This window comes from Bacteroides luhongzhouii (assembly GCF_009193295.2).
Taxonomy (GTDB): domain Bacteria; phylum Bacteroidota; class Bacteroidia; order Bacteroidales; family Bacteroidaceae; genus Bacteroides; species Bacteroides luhongzhouii.
The window spans coordinates 5,093,348-5,115,759 of sequence record NZ_CP059973.1; the positions used below are offsets into that span (position 1 = coordinate 5,093,348).

14 protein-coding genes are annotated in these 22,412 nt (G+C 41.7%); 9 read left to right on the top strand and 5 right to left on the bottom strand.

Annotated features, from left to right (window positions below; all coding sequences use genetic code 11):
- Window positions 1-65 precede the first annotated feature (65 nt).
- Together GD631_RS19420 and GD631_RS19425 are read right to left on the bottom strand one after the other, a co-directional pair.
- Window positions 66-1,469, bottom strand: coding sequence for an NAD(P)/FAD-dependent oxidoreductase (locus tag GD631_RS19420; protein ID WP_143259505.1), 1,404 nt, complete (start codon window positions 1,467-1,469; stop codon window positions 66-68).
- 81 nt (window positions 1,470-1,550) lie between these two features.
- Complete coding sequence (locus GD631_RS19425; protein ID WP_143259504.1) at window positions 1,551-2,456, bottom strand: glucosaminidase domain-containing protein; 906 nt, start codon at window positions 2,454-2,456, stop codon at window positions 1,551-1,553.
- Between the two features lie 110 nt (window positions 2,457-2,566).
- Here GD631_RS19425 and cdd point away from each other — a divergent pair, with 110 nt between their 5' ends.
- The 7 genes from cdd to GD631_RS19460 all read left to right on the top strand — a co-directional run bounded on the left by cdd (window position 2,567) and on the right by GD631_RS19460 (window position 10,576).
- A complete protein-coding gene (cdd, locus tag GD631_RS19430; RefSeq protein ID WP_143259503.1) occupies window positions 2,567-3,049 on the top strand; it encodes a cytidine deaminase in 483 nt (160 codons plus the stop codon).
- Window positions 3,050-3,051: 2 nt separating this feature from the next.
- Complete coding sequence (locus GD631_RS19435; protein WP_008025757.1) at window positions 3,052-3,891, top strand: AraC family transcriptional regulator; 840 nt, start codon at window positions 3,052-3,054, stop codon at window positions 3,889-3,891.
- Between the two features lie 88 nt (window positions 3,892-3,979).
- On the top strand, window positions 3,980-4,561 hold the full coding sequence (locus GD631_RS19440; RefSeq protein WP_143259502.1) for a DUF417 family protein: 582 nt from the start codon (window positions 3,980-3,982) through the stop codon (window positions 4,559-4,561).
- A gap of 99 nt (window positions 4,562-4,660) precedes the next feature.
- Window positions 4,661-6,034: an FAD-dependent oxidoreductase gene (locus GD631_RS19445; protein WP_143259501.1), complete on the top strand. Its 1,374-nt coding sequence runs from the start codon at window positions 4,661-4,663 to the stop codon at window positions 6,032-6,034.
- 376 nt (window positions 6,035-6,410) lie between these two features.
- Window positions 6,411-8,045 (top strand): ABC-F family ATP-binding cassette domain-containing protein, encoded by a 1,635-nt coding sequence (locus GD631_RS19450; RefSeq protein WP_143259500.1) that lies wholly within the window; start codon window positions 6,411-6,413, stop codon window positions 8,043-8,045.
- A gap of 559 nt (window positions 8,046-8,604) precedes the next feature.
- Window positions 8,605-9,393: an NAD(+) diphosphatase gene (gene nudC, locus GD631_RS19455; protein WP_143259499.1), complete on the top strand. Its 789-nt coding sequence runs from the start codon at window positions 8,605-8,607 to the stop codon at window positions 9,391-9,393.
- A gap of 7 nt (window positions 9,394-9,400) precedes the next feature.
- On the top strand, window positions 9,401-10,576 hold the full coding sequence (locus tag GD631_RS19460) for a DUF418 domain-containing protein (RefSeq protein WP_143259498.1): 1,176 nt from the start codon (window positions 9,401-9,403) through the stop codon (window positions 10,574-10,576).
- Between the two features lie 388 nt (window positions 10,577-10,964).
- Here GD631_RS19460 and GD631_RS19465 read toward each other — a convergent pair whose 3' ends face one another.
- From GD631_RS19465 to GD631_RS19475, 3 genes are all read right to left on the bottom strand, one after another.
- Entirely contained in the window at window positions 10,965-12,710 is a 1,746-nt protein-coding gene (locus GD631_RS19465) for a phospho-sugar mutase (RefSeq protein ID WP_022275297.1), read from the bottom strand.
- Between the two features lie 159 nt (window positions 12,711-12,869).
- Window positions 12,870-14,513 (bottom strand): C69 family dipeptidase, encoded by a 1,644-nt coding sequence (locus tag GD631_RS19470; protein WP_143259497.1) that lies wholly within the window; start codon window positions 14,511-14,513, stop codon window positions 12,870-12,872.
- Between the two features lie 28 nt (window positions 14,514-14,541).
- On the bottom strand, window positions 14,542-16,194 hold the full coding sequence (locus GD631_RS19475) for a M23 family metallopeptidase (protein WP_143259704.1): 1,653 nt from the start codon (window positions 16,192-16,194) through the stop codon (window positions 14,542-14,544).
- Window positions 16,195-16,392: 198 nt separating this feature from the next.
- Between GD631_RS19475 and GD631_RS19480 the strand changes: the two genes are divergently transcribed.
- Complete coding sequence (locus tag GD631_RS19480; protein ID WP_143259496.1) at window positions 16,393-19,026, top strand: zinc-dependent metalloprotease; 2,634 nt, start codon at window positions 16,393-16,395, stop codon at window positions 19,024-19,026.
- Window positions 19,027-19,056: 30 nt separating this feature from the next.
- Window positions 19,057-22,404 carry a SusC/RagA family TonB-linked outer membrane protein gene (locus tag GD631_RS19485; RefSeq protein ID WP_143259495.1) on the top strand — a complete coding sequence of 1,116 codons (3,348 nt, stop codon included), beginning with the start codon at window positions 19,057-19,059 and terminating at the stop codon, window positions 22,402-22,404.
- The last annotated feature ends 8 nt before the right edge of the window (window positions 22,405-22,412 follow it).

Below are 22,412 nucleotides of genomic sequence, written 5' to 3' on the forward strand. Positions count from 1 at the left end.
ACTTATTGGCGGAATGTCAGTATACCTGGATAATGACGGATTGTCAACTACGGTATAATGACTTCTCATTTACTATTTTTCTCTTGTCCGGAAGGTTCCCGGCTCTCCTGCGGAGAGTGTTGCTTCGGTTCCTGTATCAGTTCTTTTCCCCAATGATTAGTCTCCTCCAGCTTTTCACGATCACGAATTTCTTTTGCTTTACGGGCATAGACAATCATACGCATAGATTGATCGTAAGTGAAATAATTCCAGATCCAATTCAAGAGCACAATGACTTTATTACGCACTCCAAGGATAGAACGCAGATGAACAACCAGCCACATCACCCAGGCAAACCATCCCTGCATCTTTACTTTACTAAACTCTGCCACGGCACGATTGCGCCCGACAGTCGCCATCGAACCTAAATTGCGGTAATGGAAAGGTTTCATTTCCTGCCCTTTCTCTATACGAATCAGATTCTTTGCCAGCAGTTCTCCTTGCTGGATCGCCACTTGTGCCAGTTGAGGATGCCCGTTCGGGTAATTCTCATCAGCCAACTGAATACATTGGTCACCAATAGCAAACACATTGCTCATCCCTTCTACACGGTTGAATGAATCGACTTTAATACGTCCTCCACGTCCAATCAAAGAGGCATCCAGATTGCCGATAGTCACACCGGTGACACCACTCACCCAAATAAAAGTACGCGTGGCAATCTCTGTACCATCTTCAAGTACTACTTTATGGTCACGATAATCCACAACACGTTTATTCAACAGGATATTTACTCCCATTTCACGAAGAAACTGTTCAGCGTGTGCAGAAGATTCTTCCGACATTCCAGCAAGCAATCGCGGCCCGGCTTCAATCAAATAGATATGCATCAGACTGCTGGGCATATCAGGATAATCATTCGGCAAGACGAATTTCTTCATCTCGGAAAGTATTCCGGCTATTTCTATTCCGGTTGCTCCACCTCCTACAATTACGATATTCAGTAGTTCTTGTTGTTCCTGTTTCGTTGAACAGGTCAGCGCCCGTTCCAGATTAGCCAAAAGAGCGTTTCGCAATCCCATCGCTTCTGACACATTTTTCATTGGCATGGCTTCCTCTTCGATATGTTTATTACCGAAATAGTTGGTTGTGGTACCTGCCGCTAACACCAGATAGTCATATTCCGCTTTTCCGATGGAAGTCTGAATCATATTCTTTTCCGGGAAAATGGCACGTACTTCCGCCATACGGAAATAGAAATCTTTCCGGTGCTGGAATATTTTACGGAAGGGGAAAGAGATGGAAGTTGGCTCCATACCGGCCGAGGCCACCTGATAAATCAAAGGAGGAAACTGATGATAGTTGTTTTTATCTATCAGTACGACCTGAAAGCCTGACTTTTTCAGCTTGTTAGCCAGTTTCAAGCCACCGAAACCACCGCCTACTATGACGACACGTTTCTTATTAGTTTTTGCAATGTTAAGACTCATATTCTAATCATGTTTTATCCAGATAATAACACATGAATGAGTCATTAAGTTTTCGAAATTCGAAACTTTTGAGAGAAGTCTCTATCGCAGACGCAAACGGTCTCCTATCTCCGGAACATACTCACCATCCTTACGATTCATCTTATACAGATTTTTGAGACGGATACCATATTTTTGAGAGATGCCATGCATGGAATCTCCATCCTTCACAACATATACAGTATAAGGTTTGGAAGCCTTTTTCTTCTTGCTCTTCAGGTAGATGATATCTCCTTCCACCAGAGTATAATCACGCTGCAAGTCGTTGTACTTCACAAGTTTCTTCCAACTAATATCAAATTCGTTGCCTAAATCTTTAAAGGTATCACCGTTGCGGGCTACCACATAAGCGATATCATTAGCGATATACACTTGATGCGGGTTCATCAACCAAGGATTCTTTTTCAGTTTCCGTTCCGAATATACCCCCTTACGGTCGTATTTATACAGGTCATAATCTTCGATAATTGTAATCAGACGGTTAGCATAAGAAGGATCGGTAGCATAGCCTGCTTTTTTCAGTCCACGCGCCCAGCCTTTATAGTCGGTAATATCGAGTTTGAAAAGAAAGGCGTAACGGGCACCTCTTCTAAGGAAGTCGGAATGATCTTCGTAAGAGTCACGGGGATGCTTATAAGCACGGAAACATTCGTTGCGTGCATCATCATCATGACGAACCGTACGTCCCCGCCAGCTGCTTCCACATTTAATACCAAAATGGTTGTTGCTCTTTCGCGCCAACTGGCTATATCCGGCACCGCTTTCCAGCAATCCTTGTGCCAGCGTGATACTAGCCGGAATCTTATGAAGCTTCATCTGTTCAACAGCCAAATCACTATACTTATTTATATATTCGATGTAACGGGCATTCCGCTTCTGCGCCTGCACTCCTACGGCAAAGAAGAAAACGACGGTTAAAAAGATAAGTCTATGCAGTTTATTCTCCATTTTTATTCAGATGTGGATTAGATGGCACAAAAATCCGAAAAATAATTGGGATTATCAATCTCTTTCCTAACTTTGTAACATTAATTGTAGAAACCAATACCCTGACGTATATGAAAGACCTCACAATTACCGCTATTATTAAAGTATATCAATATGATGAGTTGAATGAGGCCGATCGGGCACTTATGAAGACTGCCATGGAGGCAACAGCTCGTAGTTATTCTCCGTACTCCCATTTCTCCGTAGGTGCCGCCGCGCTATTAGGCAACGGGACGGTGGTGACAGGAACCAATCAGGAAAATGCGGCCTATCCGTCGGGACTTTGTGCAGAACGTACTACATTATTCTATGCCAACTCTCAATATCCCGACCAACCGGTTGTCACTCTTGCCATTGCGGCACGAACGGAAAAGGACTTTATCGACCATCCGATTCCTCCCTGCGGGGCTTGCCGGCAAGTGATTCTGGAAACGGAAAAGCGTTACAAACAGCCCATCCGCATCCTATTATATGGCAAAGAATGTATCTACGAAGTAAAAAGTATAGGCGATCTACTGCCATTATCATTTGACGCATCAGCAATGGAGGATTAATTATGTTACAACAATATCACACGAAACTAAAAGGGACACTCGCACTTACAGACTCTTATCTGACAGAAAAAGCACTGCAAAAAGAAAAAGGGCTTTATAAATTTATATGGGTACGCAACGGAAGCATCACGGTAGAAATCGACCACCAGGAAATGACGCTTACCAAAGATGAAGTGATTTCACTCACCCATCTGCAACATCTCGAATTTAAATCGATTGACGGCGAATACCTGACTTTGTTGTTCAACAGCAATTTCTATTGTATCTATGGCAACGACCATGAAGTGTCATGCAGCGGTTTCCTGTTCAACGGCTCATCTCACCTGATCCGTTTCACACTGAATGAAAAAGAACGTAAAGAACTCGACACTATTACCGAAGCACTGGAAAACGAATTTACTGTTTCCGACAGCCTGCAAGAAGAGATGTTGCGCATCCTGCTGAAACGTTTCATTATTCAATGTACCCGGATTGCACGTCATCGCATGAATATCACCCGTGAAAAAGAATCCGGCTTCGAGATTGTCCGCCAATACTATAACTTGGTCGACGAGCATTACCGGACAAAAAAACAGGTACAGGACTATGCCGATATGCTTCATAAATCTCCCAAGACACTATCGAACATCTTTTCTACCTGCAAACTGCCTTCGCCGCTTCGGGTTATCCACGAACGGGTGGAAGCGGAAGCTAAACGTCTCCTGCTTTACAGCAACAAAAGTGCCAAAGAAATTGCCGATATTCTGGGATTTGAAGACCAGGCTTCATTCAGCCGTTTCTTCAAAAATATGACCGGACAGAGCGCCGTGCAATTCAGAAATACACAGGAAGGGAAAAATTGATAAGGTATACGGAAGTATTGCTATTTGGGGGGTAGTGGGAATGGACGACCTTTGCCACATAAGATAAACCCATTAAAACCCCAACAAAATGAAAGAGAAATTGATCGCTTTACTGACCTTCACTTCAAGTCTGAAAAGTTTTGGTATTAAATTTATCCGCGTTGCCATCCTGATAGTATTTGTATGGATAGGCGGATTGAAGTATTTCCACTATGAAGCCGACGGGATTGTTCCGTTTGTAGCCAACAGTCCTTTTATGAGTTTCTTCTATGCTAAAGGTGCACCCGAATACAAAGAACATAAAAATGCGGAGGGTGCTTTCGTCCCGGAAAATCGTGCATGGCACGAAGCAAACCGCACTTATACTTTCTCTTACGGACTGGGAGGTCTTATTATGAGCATTGGCATACTGGTATTCCTGGGAATCTTTTTCCCAAAAGTGGGATTGGCAGGCGACACTCTGGCTATTATCATGACGCTCGGAACACTTTCTTTTCTTGTCACTACCCCGGAAGTCTGGGTCCCCGACTTGGGAAGCGGAGAATTCGGTTTCCCGTTACTGTCCGGTGCAGGACGGTTGGTGATTAAAGACATTGTGATCCTGGCCAGTGCTGTAGTGTTATTATCCGACTCGTCACAACGCGTACTCAAAACACTTAAAAAAGACTAAGACAACCACTAAAGAGGATTCTGACTTCTTGCCATTGCGGAACAAATCGTATTTTCAGACTGTTATATAGTCTCATACGAATCGTTAATACAAGAAGTTATGAAACAATATGATGCAATTATTATAGGATTCGGCAAGGCAGGGAAAACCCTGGCTGCCGAACTTTCCAACCGCGGATGGCAAGTGGCCATCGTAGAACGTTCCAACATGATGTATGGAGGAAGCTGTCCGAATGTAGCCTGTGTCCCAACAAAGACACTGGTGCATGAAGCCGAGGTTTCCGCTTTGCTTTACCACGATGATTTTCCGAAGCAGGCGAATATGTACAAACAGGCCATCGGCCGAAAGAACCGCCTCACTTCCTTTCTTAGGAATGATAATTACGAAAGACTAAGCAAACGTCCTAATGTGACTATCTACACCGGGATGGGTTCTTTTATATCCGCGAATACTATAAAGGTAACACTACCTGAAGGATATATCGAGCTGCAAGGAAAAGAGATTTTTATCAATACGGGGTCTACTCCTATTATCCCGGCAATAGATGGCATTCAGCAAAGTCAGCATGTATATACCAGTAGCACGCTTCTGGACTTAAGCGTACTTCCTCATCACCTGATTATCATAGGTGGAGGATATATCGGACTGGAGTTCGCTTCTATGTATGCCGGTTTCGGCAGTAAAGTGACGATACTCGAAGGAGGAAACAAATTTATGCCTCGTGAAGATCGGGATATTGCAAACAGCGTCAAAGAAGTGATGGAGAAGAAAGGTATTGAAATCCATCTGAACGCTCGTGCGCAGTCTATCCATGACACGAATGACGGAGTGACACTGACTTACTCGGACATATCCGACGGTACTCCTTATTATGTAGATGGAGATGCCATTCTTATCGCAACGGGACGTAAACCGATGATTGAGGGATTGAATCTGCAAGCAGCGGGTGTAGGAGTTGATGCTCACGGAGCTATCATCGTAAACGATCAGTTACGCACTACTGTTCCTCATATATGGGCAATGGGAGATGTGAAAGGCGGATCGCAATTTACATATCTCTCGCTGGATGATTTCCGGATTATCCGTGACCAGCTCTTCGGCGACAAGAAACGTGATATCGGAGACCGTGATCCTGTGCAATATGCAGTGTTTATTGATCCGCCATTGGCACATATCGGAATCAGTGAAGAAGAAGCTCTGAAAAGAGGATATTCATTTAAGGTTTCCCGGTTGCCGGCTTCCTCCATCGTCCGTACCCGTACATTGAGGCAGACTGATGGTATGCTAAAAGCTATCATCAATAATCATAACGGGAAGATTATGGGCTGTACTCTATTCTGCGCCGATGCTTCAGAAATCATCAATATCGTAGCTATGGCGATAAAAACAGGGCAAACCTCTACATTCTTGCGCGATTTTATCTTCACGCATCCCAGTATGAGTGAGGGATTAAATCAACTGTTTGATGTATAAGAATAAGAAAGAGTATAACTCACTTCTAAAACAGAGCCTCTGAATAGAGTAAACAGAGGCTCTATTTGGAGTAATCGGAGGCTCTGAATGAGGTAAACGGAGCCTCTAAATAAATGAAATTCATTCTTTTTCAGTCTTAATAGAGTGAAATCTAATAGAAAGTGTTATCTTTGCAGCCAAGTTAAACTATATACCTACCGCAATGAGAATTACTAAGTAAGACAACACTTCTAAGTAAACATCACTTTTCTTATATGCTTTTTCTATTTTGTTAAGCATCACGAAATCCGTGTTGTTTAGCCAGTATTGTGTTTGTCGTTCCCCTATCCTGTGATTTTTTTCACTCTATTTTCAACCTCAAACCCAATAGATCATCATGTCTATCAGTATCCAACAAATCAGCTATATCCATCCGGATAAAGAAGTATTATTCAGTGACCTCAATTTTGCCATCAGTAAAGGGCAGAAACTAGGATTAGTCGGTAACAATGGCTGTGGCAAATCTACTTTGCTACAAATTATTGCCGGACAGTTATCACCCTCTTCCGGTGTCATTGTCCGCCCGGACGACCTATATTATATCCCGCAACATTTCGGGCAATATGATTCACTGACCATCGCACAGGCTCTTCAGATAGAGCGTAAACAGCAAGCTCTGCACGCTATCCTGGCAGGAGATGTCTCAAACGAACATTTCACTATGCTAAATGATGACTGGAATATCGAAGAACGTTCCATTGCCGCTCTCGATTTATGGGGATTAGGACAGTTTACGCTATCCTACCCGATGAATCTGCTTAGTGGCGGCGAAAAGACCCGCGTATTCCTGGCAGGTATGGACATTCATCATCCATCTGTCATACTTATGGATGAACCGACCAATCATCTCGATTCTTCCGGCAGACAACGTTTATATGACTGGGTAGAAAAATATCGTTCCACCCTGTTAGTGGTAAGTCATGACCGTACTCTGCTCAATCTTCTCCCCGAAATTTGCGAATTGGAGAAGCATCAAATCAATTATTATGGCGGAAATTACGAATTCTACAAAGAACAAAAAACGCTGATGCAGGAAGCATTGCAACAACGTATTGAAGAAAAAGAAAAGGCACTACGTATTGCCCGTAAAGTGGCTCGCGAAACGGCCGAACGCAGGGACAAACAGAATGTACGCGGCGAAAAGAGTAATATAAAAAAAGGAGTTCCACGCATTGTATTGAACGCACTCCAAGGGAAATCCGAGAAGAGCACTAGTAAACTGACTGGCGTTCATCAGGAGAAAGCCGAGAAGTTAACAAATGAACGCAACCAGCTTCGAGGTTCGCTCTCTCCGACTGCGGCATTAAAAACCGATTTCAACAGTTCCTCGCTTCATACCGGGAAGATATTAGTGACAGCAAAAGAGATTAACTTCAGTTATCATTCCAATTCGATTAACAATGATATTCAGGAAAATAGTATCTCAAAACAACAGCTTTGGCAAGCTCCTGTCAGCTTTCAGCTAAAGAGCGGAGACCGCCTCCGTATAGAAGGAGCCAACGGTAGCGGGAAAACAACTCTATTGAAATTAATCACCGGCCAACTTCAACCACAGGAAGGAACCCTGACACGGACGGACTTTAGCTATGTCTATTTGAATCAAGAGTATTCGATCATTGACGACCGGAACAGTATTCTTGAACAGGCTTACGCTTTCAACAGCCGGAATCTGCCGGAGCATGAAATAAAGATTATTCTAAACCGTTACTTGTTTCCTGCATCCGAATGGGACAAATCCTGCCGGAAACTTAGTGGTGGTGAGAAAATGCGTCTCGCTTTCTGCTGTCTGATGATTAGTAACAATACCCCTGATATGTTTATCCTGGATGAACCTACCAACAATTTGGACATACAAAGTATTGAAATTATCACCGCTACTATCAAAAATTATGCAGGTACTGTGATAGCAATCTCACACGACAATTATTTTATTCAGGAAATTGGTGTCGAACAATGCATTTTATTGAGTTAGTCTATTGATATTTTATCCAGGGCAACCGCACCAAAATTTAATTCATATCCGCACAGTTTTGAATAAAATAATGGAGTATTCTGGAAACGTTGTGGTAAATCTGAAAAAGATGATTGAGTTTTTAAGATTCCCCGTTATCTTTTTATTATAAGATATGGGTCAAAGGTGAGGGGTGGTGAGGGTAGATTTATAACCTTTTATTTTATTATTTTCTATACTATCTCCTTTTTTATCTATAAAAAAAAATACGAAAGTTATAAATCTACCCTCACCACCCCTCACCTTTGACCCATTCATTAGCGCACCGTTTAACTCGTTTCTATGCAGTTTTGATTCTTTTCACCACAGAGGACACGGAGGACACAGAGGTTATAATTATCTCTGAATTAGAACTTTGAAACCTCTATGTCCTCCGTGTCCTCTGTGGTGAAACTGTTCATTTATGCACGGTTATGAATCAAATTTTAGTGCAGTTGCCCTGTATTTTATCTGATAAGTCTAAATATCAATCTAGTTTTTTTATAACTTCGCAGCGCGAAGATCAAGAATTAGAATTAAAATGAATCAGACAGCACAATCATGGTGGTTTATCTTTTACAAAGACCAACTGCTTCTTGAGAAAAAAGAGGATGGCATATATACCGTCCCGTGTGGAGAAAGCTCTCCTATTGTTATTAAAGAAAAAACAACAGTACACAATATCACCACACTGGAAGGGAGAAACTGCAAGGCTTTCTCCCTCTCCTCTCCCATTGAAGAATCGGAGCAATGGATCATGATAGGGCTTCGTGCCTCCTATGAATATCTTCCTTTATCTCATTATCAGACAGCAGGAAAAGCACATGAGATTCTGCATTGGGATAAAAACAGCCGCTTCTGTTCTGCCTGCGGCACGCCTATGGAACAGAAAGAATCTATCATGAAGCGTTGTCCGAAATGTGGCCGGGAAGCATATCCTTCCATTTCCACAGCGATTCTTGTATTAGTGAGAAAAAAAGATTCACTACTTTTAGTGCACGCCCGCAATTTTAAAGGAACATTCAACAGTCTCGTTGCCGGATTCCTGGAAACCGGAGAAACATTAGAAGAATGTGTAGCACGTGAAGTGAAAGAAGAAACCGGACTGGATGTGAAGAATATCACTTATTTCGGTAATCAGCCCTGGCCTTATCCCAGCGGACTAATGGTCGGCTTTATTGCTGATTATGCCGGAGGAGAAATCAACCTCCAAGATGAAGAATTGAGTTCGGGAGACTTTTATACAAGAGACCATCTACCCGAACTTCCCAGAAAACTTAGTCTTGCCCGAAAAATGATTGATTGGTGGATAGAACACCCAAATGAATAAATCGAATATGGAATTATCAACAAAAACACCACGAATTGAAGTAGTAGATGCTCTTAGAGGATTTGCTGTAATGGCCATCCTTCTGGTTCATAACCTGGAGCATTTCATTTTCCCCGTATATCCGGAAAGTTCGCCTGAATGGCTCACCATTTTGGATGCCGGAGTATTTAATGCGACATTTTCACTGCTTGCCGGAAAATCTTATGCCATATTTGCTCTGCTTTTCGGATTCACTTTCTTTATCCAGTCGCACAACCAGCAGTTGAAAGGAAAAGACTTTGGTTACCGCTTTTTATGGAGAATGATATTGCTTGTAGGATTCGCCACATTGAATGCCGCTTTCTTCCCGGCAGGAGATGTCCTGCTTCTGTTTGCTGTAATCAGTCTCGTGCTGTTTATCGTACGTAAATGGAGTGACAAAGCTATTCTAATCACTGCCATCTTGTTTTCACTGCAACCGATTGAATGGTTTCATTATATAATGAGCCTTTTCAATCCTGCCTATACCCTACCCGATTTGAATGTCGGAGCCATGTATGCTGAAGTAGCAGAATACACCAAAGCCGGAAACTTCTGGGATTTTCTGATAGGTAATGTTACTTTAGGACAGAAAGCAAGCCTGTTTTGGGCCATCGGTGCCGGACGTTTCTTACAGACTGCCGGACTTTTCCTGTTTGGCTTATATATCGGACGCAAAGAATTGTTCGTAACTACCGAATCTCATTTGAAGTTCTGGATGAAAGCACTTATTATTGCAGCTATCAGTTTCGCGCCACTGTATTCTCTGAAAGAACAGATCATGCAAAGTGACAGCAGTTTAATTCAGCAAACGGTAGGTACTGCCTTTGATATGTGGCAGAAATTTGCATTTACGATTGTACTCGTTGCTTCCTTCGTGTTGCTTTATCAGAAGGATAAGTTCAAGAAAACTGTATCTAATCTGCGATTCTACGGAAAAATGAGCTTGACCAATTATATTTCTCAATCTATTTTGGGAGCCATTATCTATTTCCCATTCGGATTCTATCTTGCTCCTTACTGTGGATATACTCTTAGCCTGATTATCGGTATTATTCTTTTCCTGGCGCAAGTTCGGTTCTGCAAATGGTGGCTGTCTAAACATAAACAAGGACCATTGGAAACAATATGGCATAAATGGACTTGGATAGGCACGAAGAAATAACAGAAAAAAAGAAATAGCACTGACTGAAAAATAGACTAAGAAAGCAGGCCGCGAAATACACACAACTACAAACGAACAACTTACGAATATGAAACTGAACGTATCACTCTAAAGCATCAACAAAACGTGTGTATCCGCAGCCTGCCTGTTGAAATTGAGATGATGCCAATACAACAAGATTCTCGCAAGAAGGATTAGCAAGTGGACTTAAAGAATGCAAAGGAAATGAAAGAACTGTGCCAAGTTGAGGAAAAAGCCCGAAAATAGGCAGAATCAGGGCTATGTATAGAGAAAAAGAAGCGCCTCCATAATCTTCGAAAAGACCATGGAGGCGCTATTTATTATTTATCTTTCGTTATCTATATCTGAAATTTCAGAAGAAACAAAATCAGATACCCAATGATTTCTTCACTGCTTCAATCTTTTCCATTGCGGCAGATTCGGCAGAAGCATAACAATTGCGGCAACCCATTTCACCCTGAACTTCCATATAGAACTTAATCTTCGGTTCTGTACCTGAAGGACGAACAGAAACTTTGCTACCGTCTTCAGTGAAATATTGAAGCACGTTAGATGGTTCCGGCATATCAATTGCAGTTACGTTACCTTTATCATCTGTCTGTTTCAGTGTCTTATAATCTTTGCTCAAGATCACTTTAGAGCCACCCAATTCTTTCGGAGGATTGGCACGGAAGTTCTCCATCATAGCTTTGATTTCTTCAGCACCGCTCTTACCCGGTTTCACGACGTTTACAGTAAACTCTTTAGAGAATCCGTATTCTACGTAGATATCCAGCAACAACTGATACAAGGATTTACCATTATCTTTTGCCCATGCAGCAACTTCAGCAATCAAACAGCAAGCCGATACGGCATCTTTATCGCGAACGAAATCTTCGGCAAGGAATCCGTAGCTTTCTTCACCGCCACCGATATATTTCTGTTTGCCTTCACGCAAACGGATTTCACGGGCAATCCATTTAAATCCAGTGTAGCAATCAAGCATTTCGATGTTGTTCTTATCTGCGATTTTCTTGATTAGTTCAGTTGTAACGATTGTCTTCACACAGAACTCGCCACCTTTAATCTTACCCAGTTGTTTGTACTGCGTCAGAATATAATAAAGATACATCATACAAGTCTGGTTACCGTTAATCAGTACCCATTCGCCTTTATCATCCTTACAAGCAATACCCACACGGTCAGCATCCGGATCGGAAGCCATTACGAGATCAGCATCAATTTCTTTGGCAAGGTTTACAGCCATTGAAAGAGCTTCCGCATTTTCCGGATTCGGAGATACGACAGTCGGGAAGTTACCGTCCTTAATCATCTGTTCGGGCACAGTAAATACATTTTCGAATCCCCACATTTTCAATGCACGAGGAATCAACATCATACCTGTACCATGAATCGGAGTATAGACAATCTTCATATCTTTGTGACGGGCGATAGCTGCCGGATCGATAGAAACGGTTTTCACCATGTCCAGATAAACCTTATCAATGTCTTCACCGATAATCTGAATCAAATCCGGATTTCCCTGGAATTTGATATCGGCAGCAGAAGCAATTGCATTTACTTCATCGATAATGCCTTTATCGTGTGGAGCCAATACTTGTGCACCATCGTCCCAGTATGCCTTATAACCGTTGTATTCCTTCGGATTATGAGAAGCAGTCAGAATGATACCGCTCTGGCAACCGAGGTGACGGATGGCGAAAGACATTTCCGGTGTCGGACGCATGTCGTCAAACAGATATACTTTAATACCATTGGCGGAGAAAATATTAGCAGAAGTCTCCGCAAACAAACGGCTGTTGTTACGGCAGTCATGACCTACTACTACAGAAATCTGCGGCAGGTCTTTGAAGTTCTTCTTCAGATAGTTGGAAAGCCCTTGAGTAGCTGCACCTACCGTATAGATATTCATACGATTGCTACCTACACCCATAATACCACGTAGACCACCAGTACCAAACTCAAGGTCTTTGTAGAAAGCTTCAATTAGTTCGGTTTTATCATCGTTTTCCAACATACGCTTCACTTCAGCCTGGGTTTCAGCATCATAAGCCGGGGTTAGCCATTTTTCGGCTTTTTCAGTGACCTGTTTAATAAGTTCCTGATTTTCCATTTCGATTGTTATTTATTGGTTAATGAATTATTTATTATCAATTTCTTGAGCACACAAATGTAAAATAATAAGTTTATAATTCCTATTCTTTTAATTGAAATTTGAGAATTAAGAATTAAAAAGTGATATACTTAATACCTTATATCTCATACTTCATATCTATTCTTGTGGCACTTTATATCTGTCACCAGTCTGCTTGACATATTCCTGCAAGAATTCTTTCGGATATCCGGGACGCATCACTCCGGCAGGTTGTCCGATAGAATTACGCTCAAACTTACCGTCTTTAACGCGTTTCACCACTCCATCATTATACTTCACAATCAAGAATGTTCCCAATTGTTTCCAAGTATCGAAAGTGCTCTGTGCAGTCATATTTGTATAGTTTGTCAGAAAGTCAACTGCTGCATTCTTATCTTTTGCTAGCAGTTTGGCAGCCATTTCTTCAATACCTTCCTGCGCATTGTTGAAAGTAGTTTCCATTTCTTTCTGCGCTTCCCGTACATCACCAATCATTAAATCATAACGCGGATAGACCATATTAGACACCCAGTTGAAAATCCAGAAAGCAGAATTCCAAGAGAAAGTAATGTAATCGGCTCCGTCCACACGGGTATAACACACCGGCACCTTAGTAGCACAACAATAAACCGGGGTAAATACTGTCATATTCGCATCATCCACACCAAACCAAAGTACTCCGCCTATCGGGTCCGGCTTATGAGCGCGCATTTGTGCAACAAATACGAACCCACTTTGTTGAGTGGAAATCGGACGTTCGTTGAAATATTCCTGGCCGTCTACCTTGAAGTTCAGAGGAGAAAGACGGTAAGGTGTCTTATAAGGTCCGGCTCCGAAATCATTGGAGATGTCAAGAGGCGTTCCTTCGTAATGGTCGCGCATCATATCTTTCACATCTTGCACGGATAACTTATGTTTCGGTTTCACAAAAAGAGGCATCGGCGTATTGGTCTTTCCCTCAATATAAGGAAGATAATCTTTTCCGTTATCTGTGAACTTATTAAAATAACTCCACACACGAGCCTCACAGAAACGACGTGCACCAAAATCAAGAGGAGCATAGGCTAATGAAAAGCTAAAGTCTTTGTTTACTCCATTAAAATATCCCTTCTCACGGGCAAAAGAAACGACATCCGGAGAGTACATGCAGTTTTCCTTGTCGTTCATATCAAACTGGTGGATACGTGACTGGTTAGCATGTGCCGAGATACAATCATCGGGCACACGTACAGCTACCCAAACCGCTCCACGGATGCCAGGACCTTTACCAATCATTTCCATAATCCATATCTCGTTCGGATCGGCAATAGTAAAGGATTCTCCTTCGCTATAGTAGCCGTATTGCTGCACCAAATCGGTCATGATCTTAATAGCTTCACGGGCAGTGCGCGAACGTTGCAAACCGATATAAATCAGACTTCCGTAATCGATAATCCCTGTAGAATCGGCCAATTCCGGACGTCCGCCGAAAGTTGTCTCACCAATGGTAACCTGATATTCATTCATATTACCGACTACATTGTAAGTTTGGCGTGCCTGCTCTATTTCTCCCAGATACTTACCGGTATCCCATTCATAAACTTTCAACATCGTACCTTTTGGATAGGTAGCAGCCGGATAATGATAAAGTTCTCCGAATAAACCATACGAGTCGGCAGAATAGGAAACAATCGTCGAACCATCGGCAGACGCATTCTTTCCGACAATCAGATTGGTGCAGGCGAAGGTGTTCGCCACAGCCGCCATCAATACAGCGGCACAAAGAATAATTCTTCTCTTCATAATAAATATATGATTCACTTTTAATAATTTACCAAACAAAGCTTTCACGGGCCACTGTTTCATTTCCACAATAATCGGTCACTGTAAATTCAACAGTGTGCTTGCCTCCCTTCTTTACGTGTTTCGGGTCCAATGTACATTCCCAGTACGATTTCACAATATTGGGACGTCCGAAAAGCGCATACTTTCCGTCAATCGTTCCGCGATAGGAAGCTATTCCCGTGCCCTGATCTTTCAGCCGATAAACAATCTTTCCGTTTCTTCCCCACTGATTCTTGTTGACAGGGATAATCTCCGGCGGGATGGTATCGATGGCAACAGTGTAAGTTCCCAACTCCCGGATAGATGCTTTCATGTATCCGTCTTCATACTTTCCGCCTACGCTGTACTTTCCTCCCTTCGGAGTTACGCAGGCCACATAATATTTCGTCGTATCAGCAATTGGTTTTCTACGTAACCCGATACACAGCACACAAGCTGCATGTAGCGGAATCGCTTTATCATTCAGCTGATAAGTAAAAGCAACGGCACCACTATCCGCTTTCACCTGATAATTGAGGGGAACATCATCATACAACATGCCTTTCGGAACAACCAGGTTCAATCCCGGTTCTTGTAGATAATTAGTCTTATTCCAGGTAAAATAATATTTCTCCCGATGACTCAACGGTTCAATCGGTTGCTTCCGGCCCCGTACGGTGAAACTATATTTGGAAGTGTTTCCGAAAGCATCTTTTAGTGTATATAAAAACTGATAATCCCGTTCTTCGTCAATCGTCACCAACCCACGGTTGTCATTCGATGCTTTTAGCAGACGCAAAGTGTTCCCCGGATCAATGAATGATTTCATATATTGTCCGTAAGTCCATGAATTAATCATCCGGTTCTCTTCCTGCGAAAAACGATCTACGGTGCTGCGAAATATTTCATTTCCATCTACCGTAAGCACAACCGAATAAACACCATAATGGTTACTTACTCCATCCATGTAATCGTATGCTTTGATCCCCACACCTATCATTCTCCATGCTTCCACCGGACATTCACTATTGGGAAGGATGGTTTTATTCTCTTGCTTTCCATCCACTACTCCTTTACCTCGTTGTGGGAAAAACATAATGCCATCCGCTTTCGGAGCACGCGTATCTTTTATTTTCGACTGAAAGAAAGGCATAGGATCAATATAATCTCCCGATTCCGTTTCAAATACATCCAGGTGAAGATGCGGGCCGAACGAATATCCGGTGTTTCCGCTCCATGCGATCTGCTGACCTCCTTTCACCGGATATTCTCCCGGTTCGGGAACGATCTCTACTTCCCAATTTTCTTCTTCATACTGCAGTTTCTCCACCCTTTCGGCAATGGGAGAAACAAAACCACTCAAATGACGGTTGATAGTTGAATAGCCATTGTGATAACAGACATCAAGTACATATCCCGAACCATTCGTGACGCGAATACGCGAAATATAGCCATCAGCGAGAGCTCGGACGGGTTTACCGATAACTCCGCCTGTCTTAAAATCCAGTCCGCCGTGGAAGTGATTAGAGCGGATTTCTCCAAAGTTTCCACTCAATGTAAGAGGAAAGTCAAAAGGGGGCACAAAGGTTGCTTGCTTCTTCTCTTGTCCATACCCTCCGATGCAGCAAGCCAGCATCAGAGCAGTAATATATCGTCTCATCATTCCGTTCACTTTTTTACTCCCGCAAATGTACACTATTCCCACTAAACTATGAAATATCCGAGGAGAATGATGACCATAGATACTAGTTAATAATTCTTTTTAATGTTATATTCATTGCAAATTAGTATTCATTATGTTATTTATATTAGTACTTTTGTAGCCGTTTTTTAATTATAATTAAAAGTTAGAAACTCAATGAGAATGTATGTCAAAGTAATGGCAGCGGTCATTGCATGTATATTGCTGAGTGGAGAAACGCTCTCGGCATTTGCAACTACCCCCGCTACAGAAAATCTGAGTTGGTTTAAAAAGAAAAAGAAAAAACCAGAAGAGAAAGAAGAGGAGAGCAAAAGCGACTACGAGAAATTAGTGGAAGGCAGTAAAACGACCAAAGGGATGTTTGCTGTACATCAAAAGAAGAATGATTATTATTTTGAGATTCCCACCTCACTTTTGGGACGTGATTTATTAGTTGTCAATAAGCTGCAACGAGTTCCTGCCGAACTTAACGATGCGGGCGTAAACCGCGGAGTAAACTATGAGAATCAGATGGTTTGCATGGAATGGGACAAAGCAACGGGCAAACTAATGTTACGACAACAACGTCCATTACCTCTGGCCCCCCAAACGGATGCTATCTTCCGTTCGGTAAAGGATAATTTTATCTCACCATTGATTGCCGCATTCAAGATCGAAGCGGTCAATGCAGATTCTACGGCATTAGTAATCAAGGTGAATGATATTTATGATGGTACGGAAACCAGTATCAATAACGTATTTACCAATATCAATCTGGGTACTTCAGCCATCAAGAATTTATCACGTATTCTATCCATCAAATCCTTTTCAAACAATGTCGTGGCAACTTCCGAGTTGACTACCCGGGTAACAGAAGGCACTACTACTGTTTATGTAACGGTGGAAGTTAGTTCTTCTATTCTCTTACTGCCCGAAAAGCCGATGATGGGACGATTCGACAATCAGAAGGTCGGTTATTTCACGAATCCGTTATTAAGTTTCAGTGATGCACAGCAGCGTACGGATAAGACACAGTATATCACCCGCTGGCGCATGGAACCCAAACCGGAAGACCGGGAGGCTTATCTGAATGGTCAGATGGTGGAACCTGCCAAACCAATTGTCTTCTACATTGACAATTCAACTCCTTACCAATGGCGTTCGTACATAAAGAGAGGTATCGAGGACTGGCAGATTGCTTTTGAAAAGGCTGGTTTCAAGAATGCGATTATCGCCAAAGAAATCACGGACAGTATGCATGTAGACATGGATGATGTCAATTACTCCGTACTGACTTACGCTGCTTCGGAAAAGAAAAATGCAATGGGACCTTCTCTGTTAGATCCCCGTTCCGGAGAAATCCTGGAAGCCGATATTATGTGGTGGCACAATGTGCTTTCTATGGTACGTGAATGGATTACTGTCCAGACCGGAACAGTGTGTCCGGAAGCACGTAATGTGCAATTGCCTGATGCTTTGATGGGAGATGCCATTCGATTTGTAGCCTGTCATGAAGTAGGCCACTCTTTGGGCCTCCGCCACAATATGATGGGTTCATGGGCTTTCCCGACAGACTCATTACGTTCTGAGGCATTCACTTCCAGAATGAATTCTACCGCTTCATCCATCATGGATTATGCACGATTCAATTATATCGCACAGCCTGGAGATGGCGTGAAAGTTCTTTCTCCGCATATCGGTCCTTATGACATGTTCGCCATCGAATATGGGTATCGTTGGTACGGAAAGAATACTCCGGAAGAAGAAAAGGATATTTTATTCGATTTCTTGAGCAAACATACTGATCGGCTTTATAAATATAGTGAAGCACAGGATGTCCGCGATGCGGTAGATCCACGTGCACAGAACGAAGATTTAGGTGATGATCCGGTTCGTTCTTCTTTACTTGGCATTGAGAATCTGAAACGTATCGTTCCACAAATTCTTCAATGGACTACTACCGGTGAGAAGGGACAAACTTATGAAGAAGCATCTCGCCTCTACTATGCCGTAATCAACCAATGGAACAACTATTTATATCATGTCCTTGCCAATATTGGCGGTATCTACATTGAAAATACAATCGTAGGAGACGGCGTTAAAACTTACACATTCGTAGAGAAAGAGAAACAACAAGCTTCACTGAAATTTCTGATGGATGAAGTTTTGACATACCCTAAATGGTTGTTTGACACGGAAGTAGGACAATATACTTATCTGCTTCGCAATACTCCCATCGGAAAACAGGAGAATGCTCCGACACAAATCTTAAAGAACGCCCAAGCCTATATCCTTTGGGATTTACTTGGCAATACTCGTTTGATGCGTATGATAGAAAATGAATCTGTCAACGGAAAGAAAGCCTTTACAGTAGTGGAACTTATGGACGGACTTCATAAGAACATTTTCGGTGTTACCGAACGTGGTGGTATCCCTAACGTTATGGAACGTTCTTTGCAGAAAAACTTCCTCGATGCATTACTTACAGCCGCTGCAGAACCTGAAGCCGTTAAAATCAACAAGAAGATTGCCAACGAACATTTCTTGCTTGACCACGCTACTCCTTTCTGCAGCTGTTACGCTGCCGAACAACGTGCACTTCGTCAGGAAGACCGGATGGGTGCTCCACGTGTACTCAATTTCTATGGCAGTCAACTCAACCGTATTTCAGATGCTATTTCTGTGAAACGCGGTGAATTATTACGTATCAAGAAGTTGTTGCAGAACCGTCTCGGAACTTCCGATACCGCTGCACGCTATCATTATGAGGACATGATTCTGCGTATTAATACGGCTTTAGGAATCAAATAAAACCACTTATTACTTTAACTATCTACATTAATGAGAAAAAAATACTTGTGCATTCTTATATGCCTCTTTGCAAATGCGCTGGCCTTTGCCAGCGCTGCTAATCGTACAATCACCGGAGTCGTTATATCCGGTGAAGATAATGAACCTCTGATCGGCGCTTCCGTATATGTTAACGCAGACGATTTGAAAAAGGCCGGAGCATCACAGACTTCTCTAGGTACTATCACTGATATGGATGGTAAATTCTCCATTTCCATTCCGGAAAAGGTGACTAGGTTACATTGTAGTTATATAGGATTTGAAGAACAAGACATCGTTTTGCAAGCAGGAAAAGATACTTATCGTATTGTACTTCAAGCTTCTGCACACACATTGGGAGACGTCGTAGTAACCGGTTATCAAGAACTGGAACGTCGTAAACTGACTGCTGCCATTGCCAAAGTAGATGTTACAGATGGAATGGTAGGTGCTGCAAAAAGTATCGACCAGGCATTAGCGGGACAAATCGCCGGTGTGGCTGTAACGACAACTTCCGGTGCACCGGGAGCTCCAGCACGTATTCGTATTCGTGGTACTGCTTCACTGAATGGAACACAAGACCCGCTGTGGGTATTGGATGGAATACCATTGGAAGGGACTGATATTCCAGAAATCAACAAAGATAACGATAATGACATCGTAAATATGTCACAATCTTCTATCGCAGGTTTAAGTCCAAACGACATTGAAAGCATTACGATATTAAAAGATGCAGCTGCTACTGCTATCTATGGTGCACGTGCTGCAAATGGCGTAATTGTGGTAACAACCAAAAGAGGAAAAACCGGAAAACCTGTTATTAACTTCAATACTAAATTGACTTATACTCCAAATCTCAATACTTCACGACTCAACTTACTAAACTCGGAAGAGAAAGTCGATTTGGAACTTCAATTATTAAAAGAAGCACGGTTTGACATATTATGGGGATTAACAGATCCGATACCGGTATTTCCTGAAAAAGGAAAAGTTGCTGCTATCATGAAGCAATATAACTTAATAGACATCTATAAAGAACAGGGGTGGAACGGACTGACACCTGAAGCCCAAAATTCTATAAACAAACTGAAAACAATCAATACAGACTGGAATGATATATTATTCAGAGATGCTTTCACGCAAGAATATAACTTTAGCATTTCTGGTGGTAGCGAAAAGGTTACTTATTACAACTCACTTGGTTATGTCAAAGAAAACGGAAATGTACCAGGTGTAAGCATGAGCCGTTTTAATCTGACCAGTAAAACGTCTTACCAAATCAACAAAATATTAAAAATTGGAATGTCTATTTTTGCCAACAGACGCAAGAATAACACATTTATGACTGATACTTACGGACTTATTAACCCTATATATTATTCACGTATCGCCAACCCTTACTTTGCTCCGTTTGACGAACAAGGAAACTACCTTTACGATTACGACGTAGTCAGAAGTAATGAAACAGATGAAAAGCAAGGCTTCAATATATTCGAAGAACGAGCAAATACCAATAAAGAGTCTGTCACCACAGCCATCAATTCTATCTTTGATGTTCAGCTACGTTTTAACGATCAGTGGAAAGTTTATTCACAGATTGGTGTGCAATGGGATCAATTGTCGCAAGAAGAATATGCCGGGATAAATTCATATAATATTAGGAATATACGTGAAACCAATAAATATTGGAAAAATGGTGTACAAACCTATCTTATACCAGAAGGAGGCATGCTTAAAACAACTAATAGTACAACCTCACAACTCACATGGAAAATCCAGGGAGAATACAAAAACACATTTGGGGATATACATGACATACAAATAATGGCTGGTTCGGAAATTCGCAAAAACTGGGTAGACAACCAAGCCTCAACCGGATACGGATATGATCCCAAGAAACTAACATTCCAGAATCTCATATTTAAAGATGAAGCACAAGCCAATGATTGGAATCTAAAAACTAAATCGTACAAGGAAAACGCTTTTGCTTCTTTCTTTGCCAATGGTTCATATACTTTAATGAATCGTTATACATTGGGAGGAAGTGTGCGCATGGATGGTTCTGATTTATTCGGAGTAGATAAGAAATACCGTTTCTTACCAATCTATTCGGTAAGTGGTTTGTGGCGTTTATCTAATGAATCGTTCATTAGACAATACAAATGGATTGATAATTTAGCTCTTCGCCTTTCTTATGGTTTACAAGGAAATATTGATAAGGGAACCTCTCCATTCCTAGTCGGGAAATATGATAATGTGAATATTTTACCTGGTTACAGTGAAGAAAATATTATTATCAATAGTGCTCCCAACAGTAAATTACGCTGGGAAAAAACAGCATCTTACAATTTAGGAATGGATTTTTCCGTACTCAATCAAGCCATCAATCTTAGTGTAGATTACTACTATAGAAAAGGAACAGACTTAATTGGTTCTAAAGCATTAGCTTTGGAAAATGGATTCACTAATATGTCTATAAACTGGGCTAGTATGGAAAATAAAGGTGTAGAAGTAAATCTGCAGACACGTAATATCACCACTAAAAACTTCTCTTGGTACACTACTTTCAACTTCGCATATAATCAAAATAAAGTACTAAAAGTACTTACAGATAAAAGCCAAGTGACTCCTAGTCTGGAAGGATATCCTGTAGGTGCAATCTTTGCGCTAAAAACAAAAGGTATAAATCCTGATACAGGACAAATCTATCTTGAGAATAAAGAGGGCAAAGCTGTCACTGTAGAAGAATTATTTAGAATGACATCGAATGAAGACGGACTTGGCACTTACCAAATAGGACCGAATAGCGAAGAACAAAGAGATTTCTACAGCTATGTCGGAACGTCAGACGCTCCCTATACGGGCGGTTTTCTAAATACGTTCAATTACCGAAATTGGGAACTGAATCTGAATTTTTCATATAATTTTGGAGCACACGTAAAAACAACTCCAAGTTATAATGTGTCTGACTTAGATCCAGGACGCAATATGAATAGAGACATACTGGATAGATGGACACCGGAAAATAAAACAGGAAAATTCCCTGCATTAGCAACGTATAACTACAATCCGGCTGACTACTACTTGTTCAGTACTCGAAATGACATTTACAGATCACTGGACATCTGGGTAAAAAAACTAAGCTTTGTACGCTTACAAAATATTCGTCTTGCTTATCGGGTGCCATCCGAATGGCTGCATAAACTAAGTATCGGCGGAGCAACTGTAGGATTAGAGGCTCGTAACCTATTCGTTATCAGCTCTAATTATGATAATTATATGGATCCGGAGTCAATGGGCAACCTATACTCTACCCCAGTTCCCAAATCCATTACCTTCAATCTAAGTCTTAACTTTTAAAAAATATA

Bases quoted from the DNA above. Each gene is read 5' to 3' on its own strand.
- GD631_RS19420 (WP_143259505.1), bottom strand. From the start codon at position 1,469: ATGAGTCTTAACATTGCAAAAACTAATAAGAAACGTGTCGTCATAGTA.
- GD631_RS19460 (WP_143259498.1), top strand. From the start codon at position 9,401: ATGGAATTATCAACAAAAACACCACGAATTGAAGTAGTAGATGCTCTT.
- GD631_RS19480 (WP_143259496.1), top strand. From the start codon at position 16,393: ATGAGAATGTATGTCAAAGTAATGGCAGCGGTCATTGCATGTATATTG.
- GD631_RS19425 (WP_143259504.1), bottom strand. From the start codon at position 2,456: ATGGAGAATAAACTGCATAGACTTATCTTTTTAACCGTCGTTTTCTTC.
- cdd (WP_143259503.1), top strand. From the start codon at position 2,567: ATGAAAGACCTCACAATTACCGCTATTATTAAAGTATATCAATATGAT.
- GD631_RS19450 (WP_143259500.1), top strand. From the start codon at position 6,411: ATGTCTATCAGTATCCAACAAATCAGCTATATCCATCCGGATAAAGAA.
- nudC (WP_143259499.1), top strand. From the start codon at position 8,605: ATGAATCAGACAGCACAATCATGGTGGTTTATCTTTTACAAAGACCAA.
- GD631_RS19485 (WP_143259495.1), top strand. From the start codon at position 19,057: ATGAGAAAAAAATACTTGTGCATTCTTATATGCCTCTTTGCAAATGCG.
- GD631_RS19470 (WP_143259497.1), bottom strand. From the start codon at position 14,513: ATGAAGAGAAGAATTATTCTTTGTGCCGCTGTATTGATGGCGGCTGTG.
- GD631_RS19465 (WP_022275297.1), bottom strand. From the start codon at position 12,710: ATGGAAAATCAGGAACTTATTAAACAGGTCACTGAAAAAGCCGAAAAA.
- GD631_RS19475 (WP_143259704.1), bottom strand. From the start codon at position 16,194: ATGAGACGATATATTACTGCTCTGATGCTGGCTTGCTGCATCGGAGGG.
- GD631_RS19435 (WP_008025757.1), top strand. From the start codon at position 3,052: ATGTTACAACAATATCACACGAAACTAAAAGGGACACTCGCACTTACA.
- GD631_RS19445 (WP_143259501.1), top strand. From the start codon at position 4,661: ATGAAACAATATGATGCAATTATTATAGGATTCGGCAAGGCAGGGAAA.
- GD631_RS19440 (WP_143259502.1), top strand. From the start codon at position 3,980: ATGAAAGAGAAATTGATCGCTTTACTGACCTTCACTTCAAGTCTGAAA.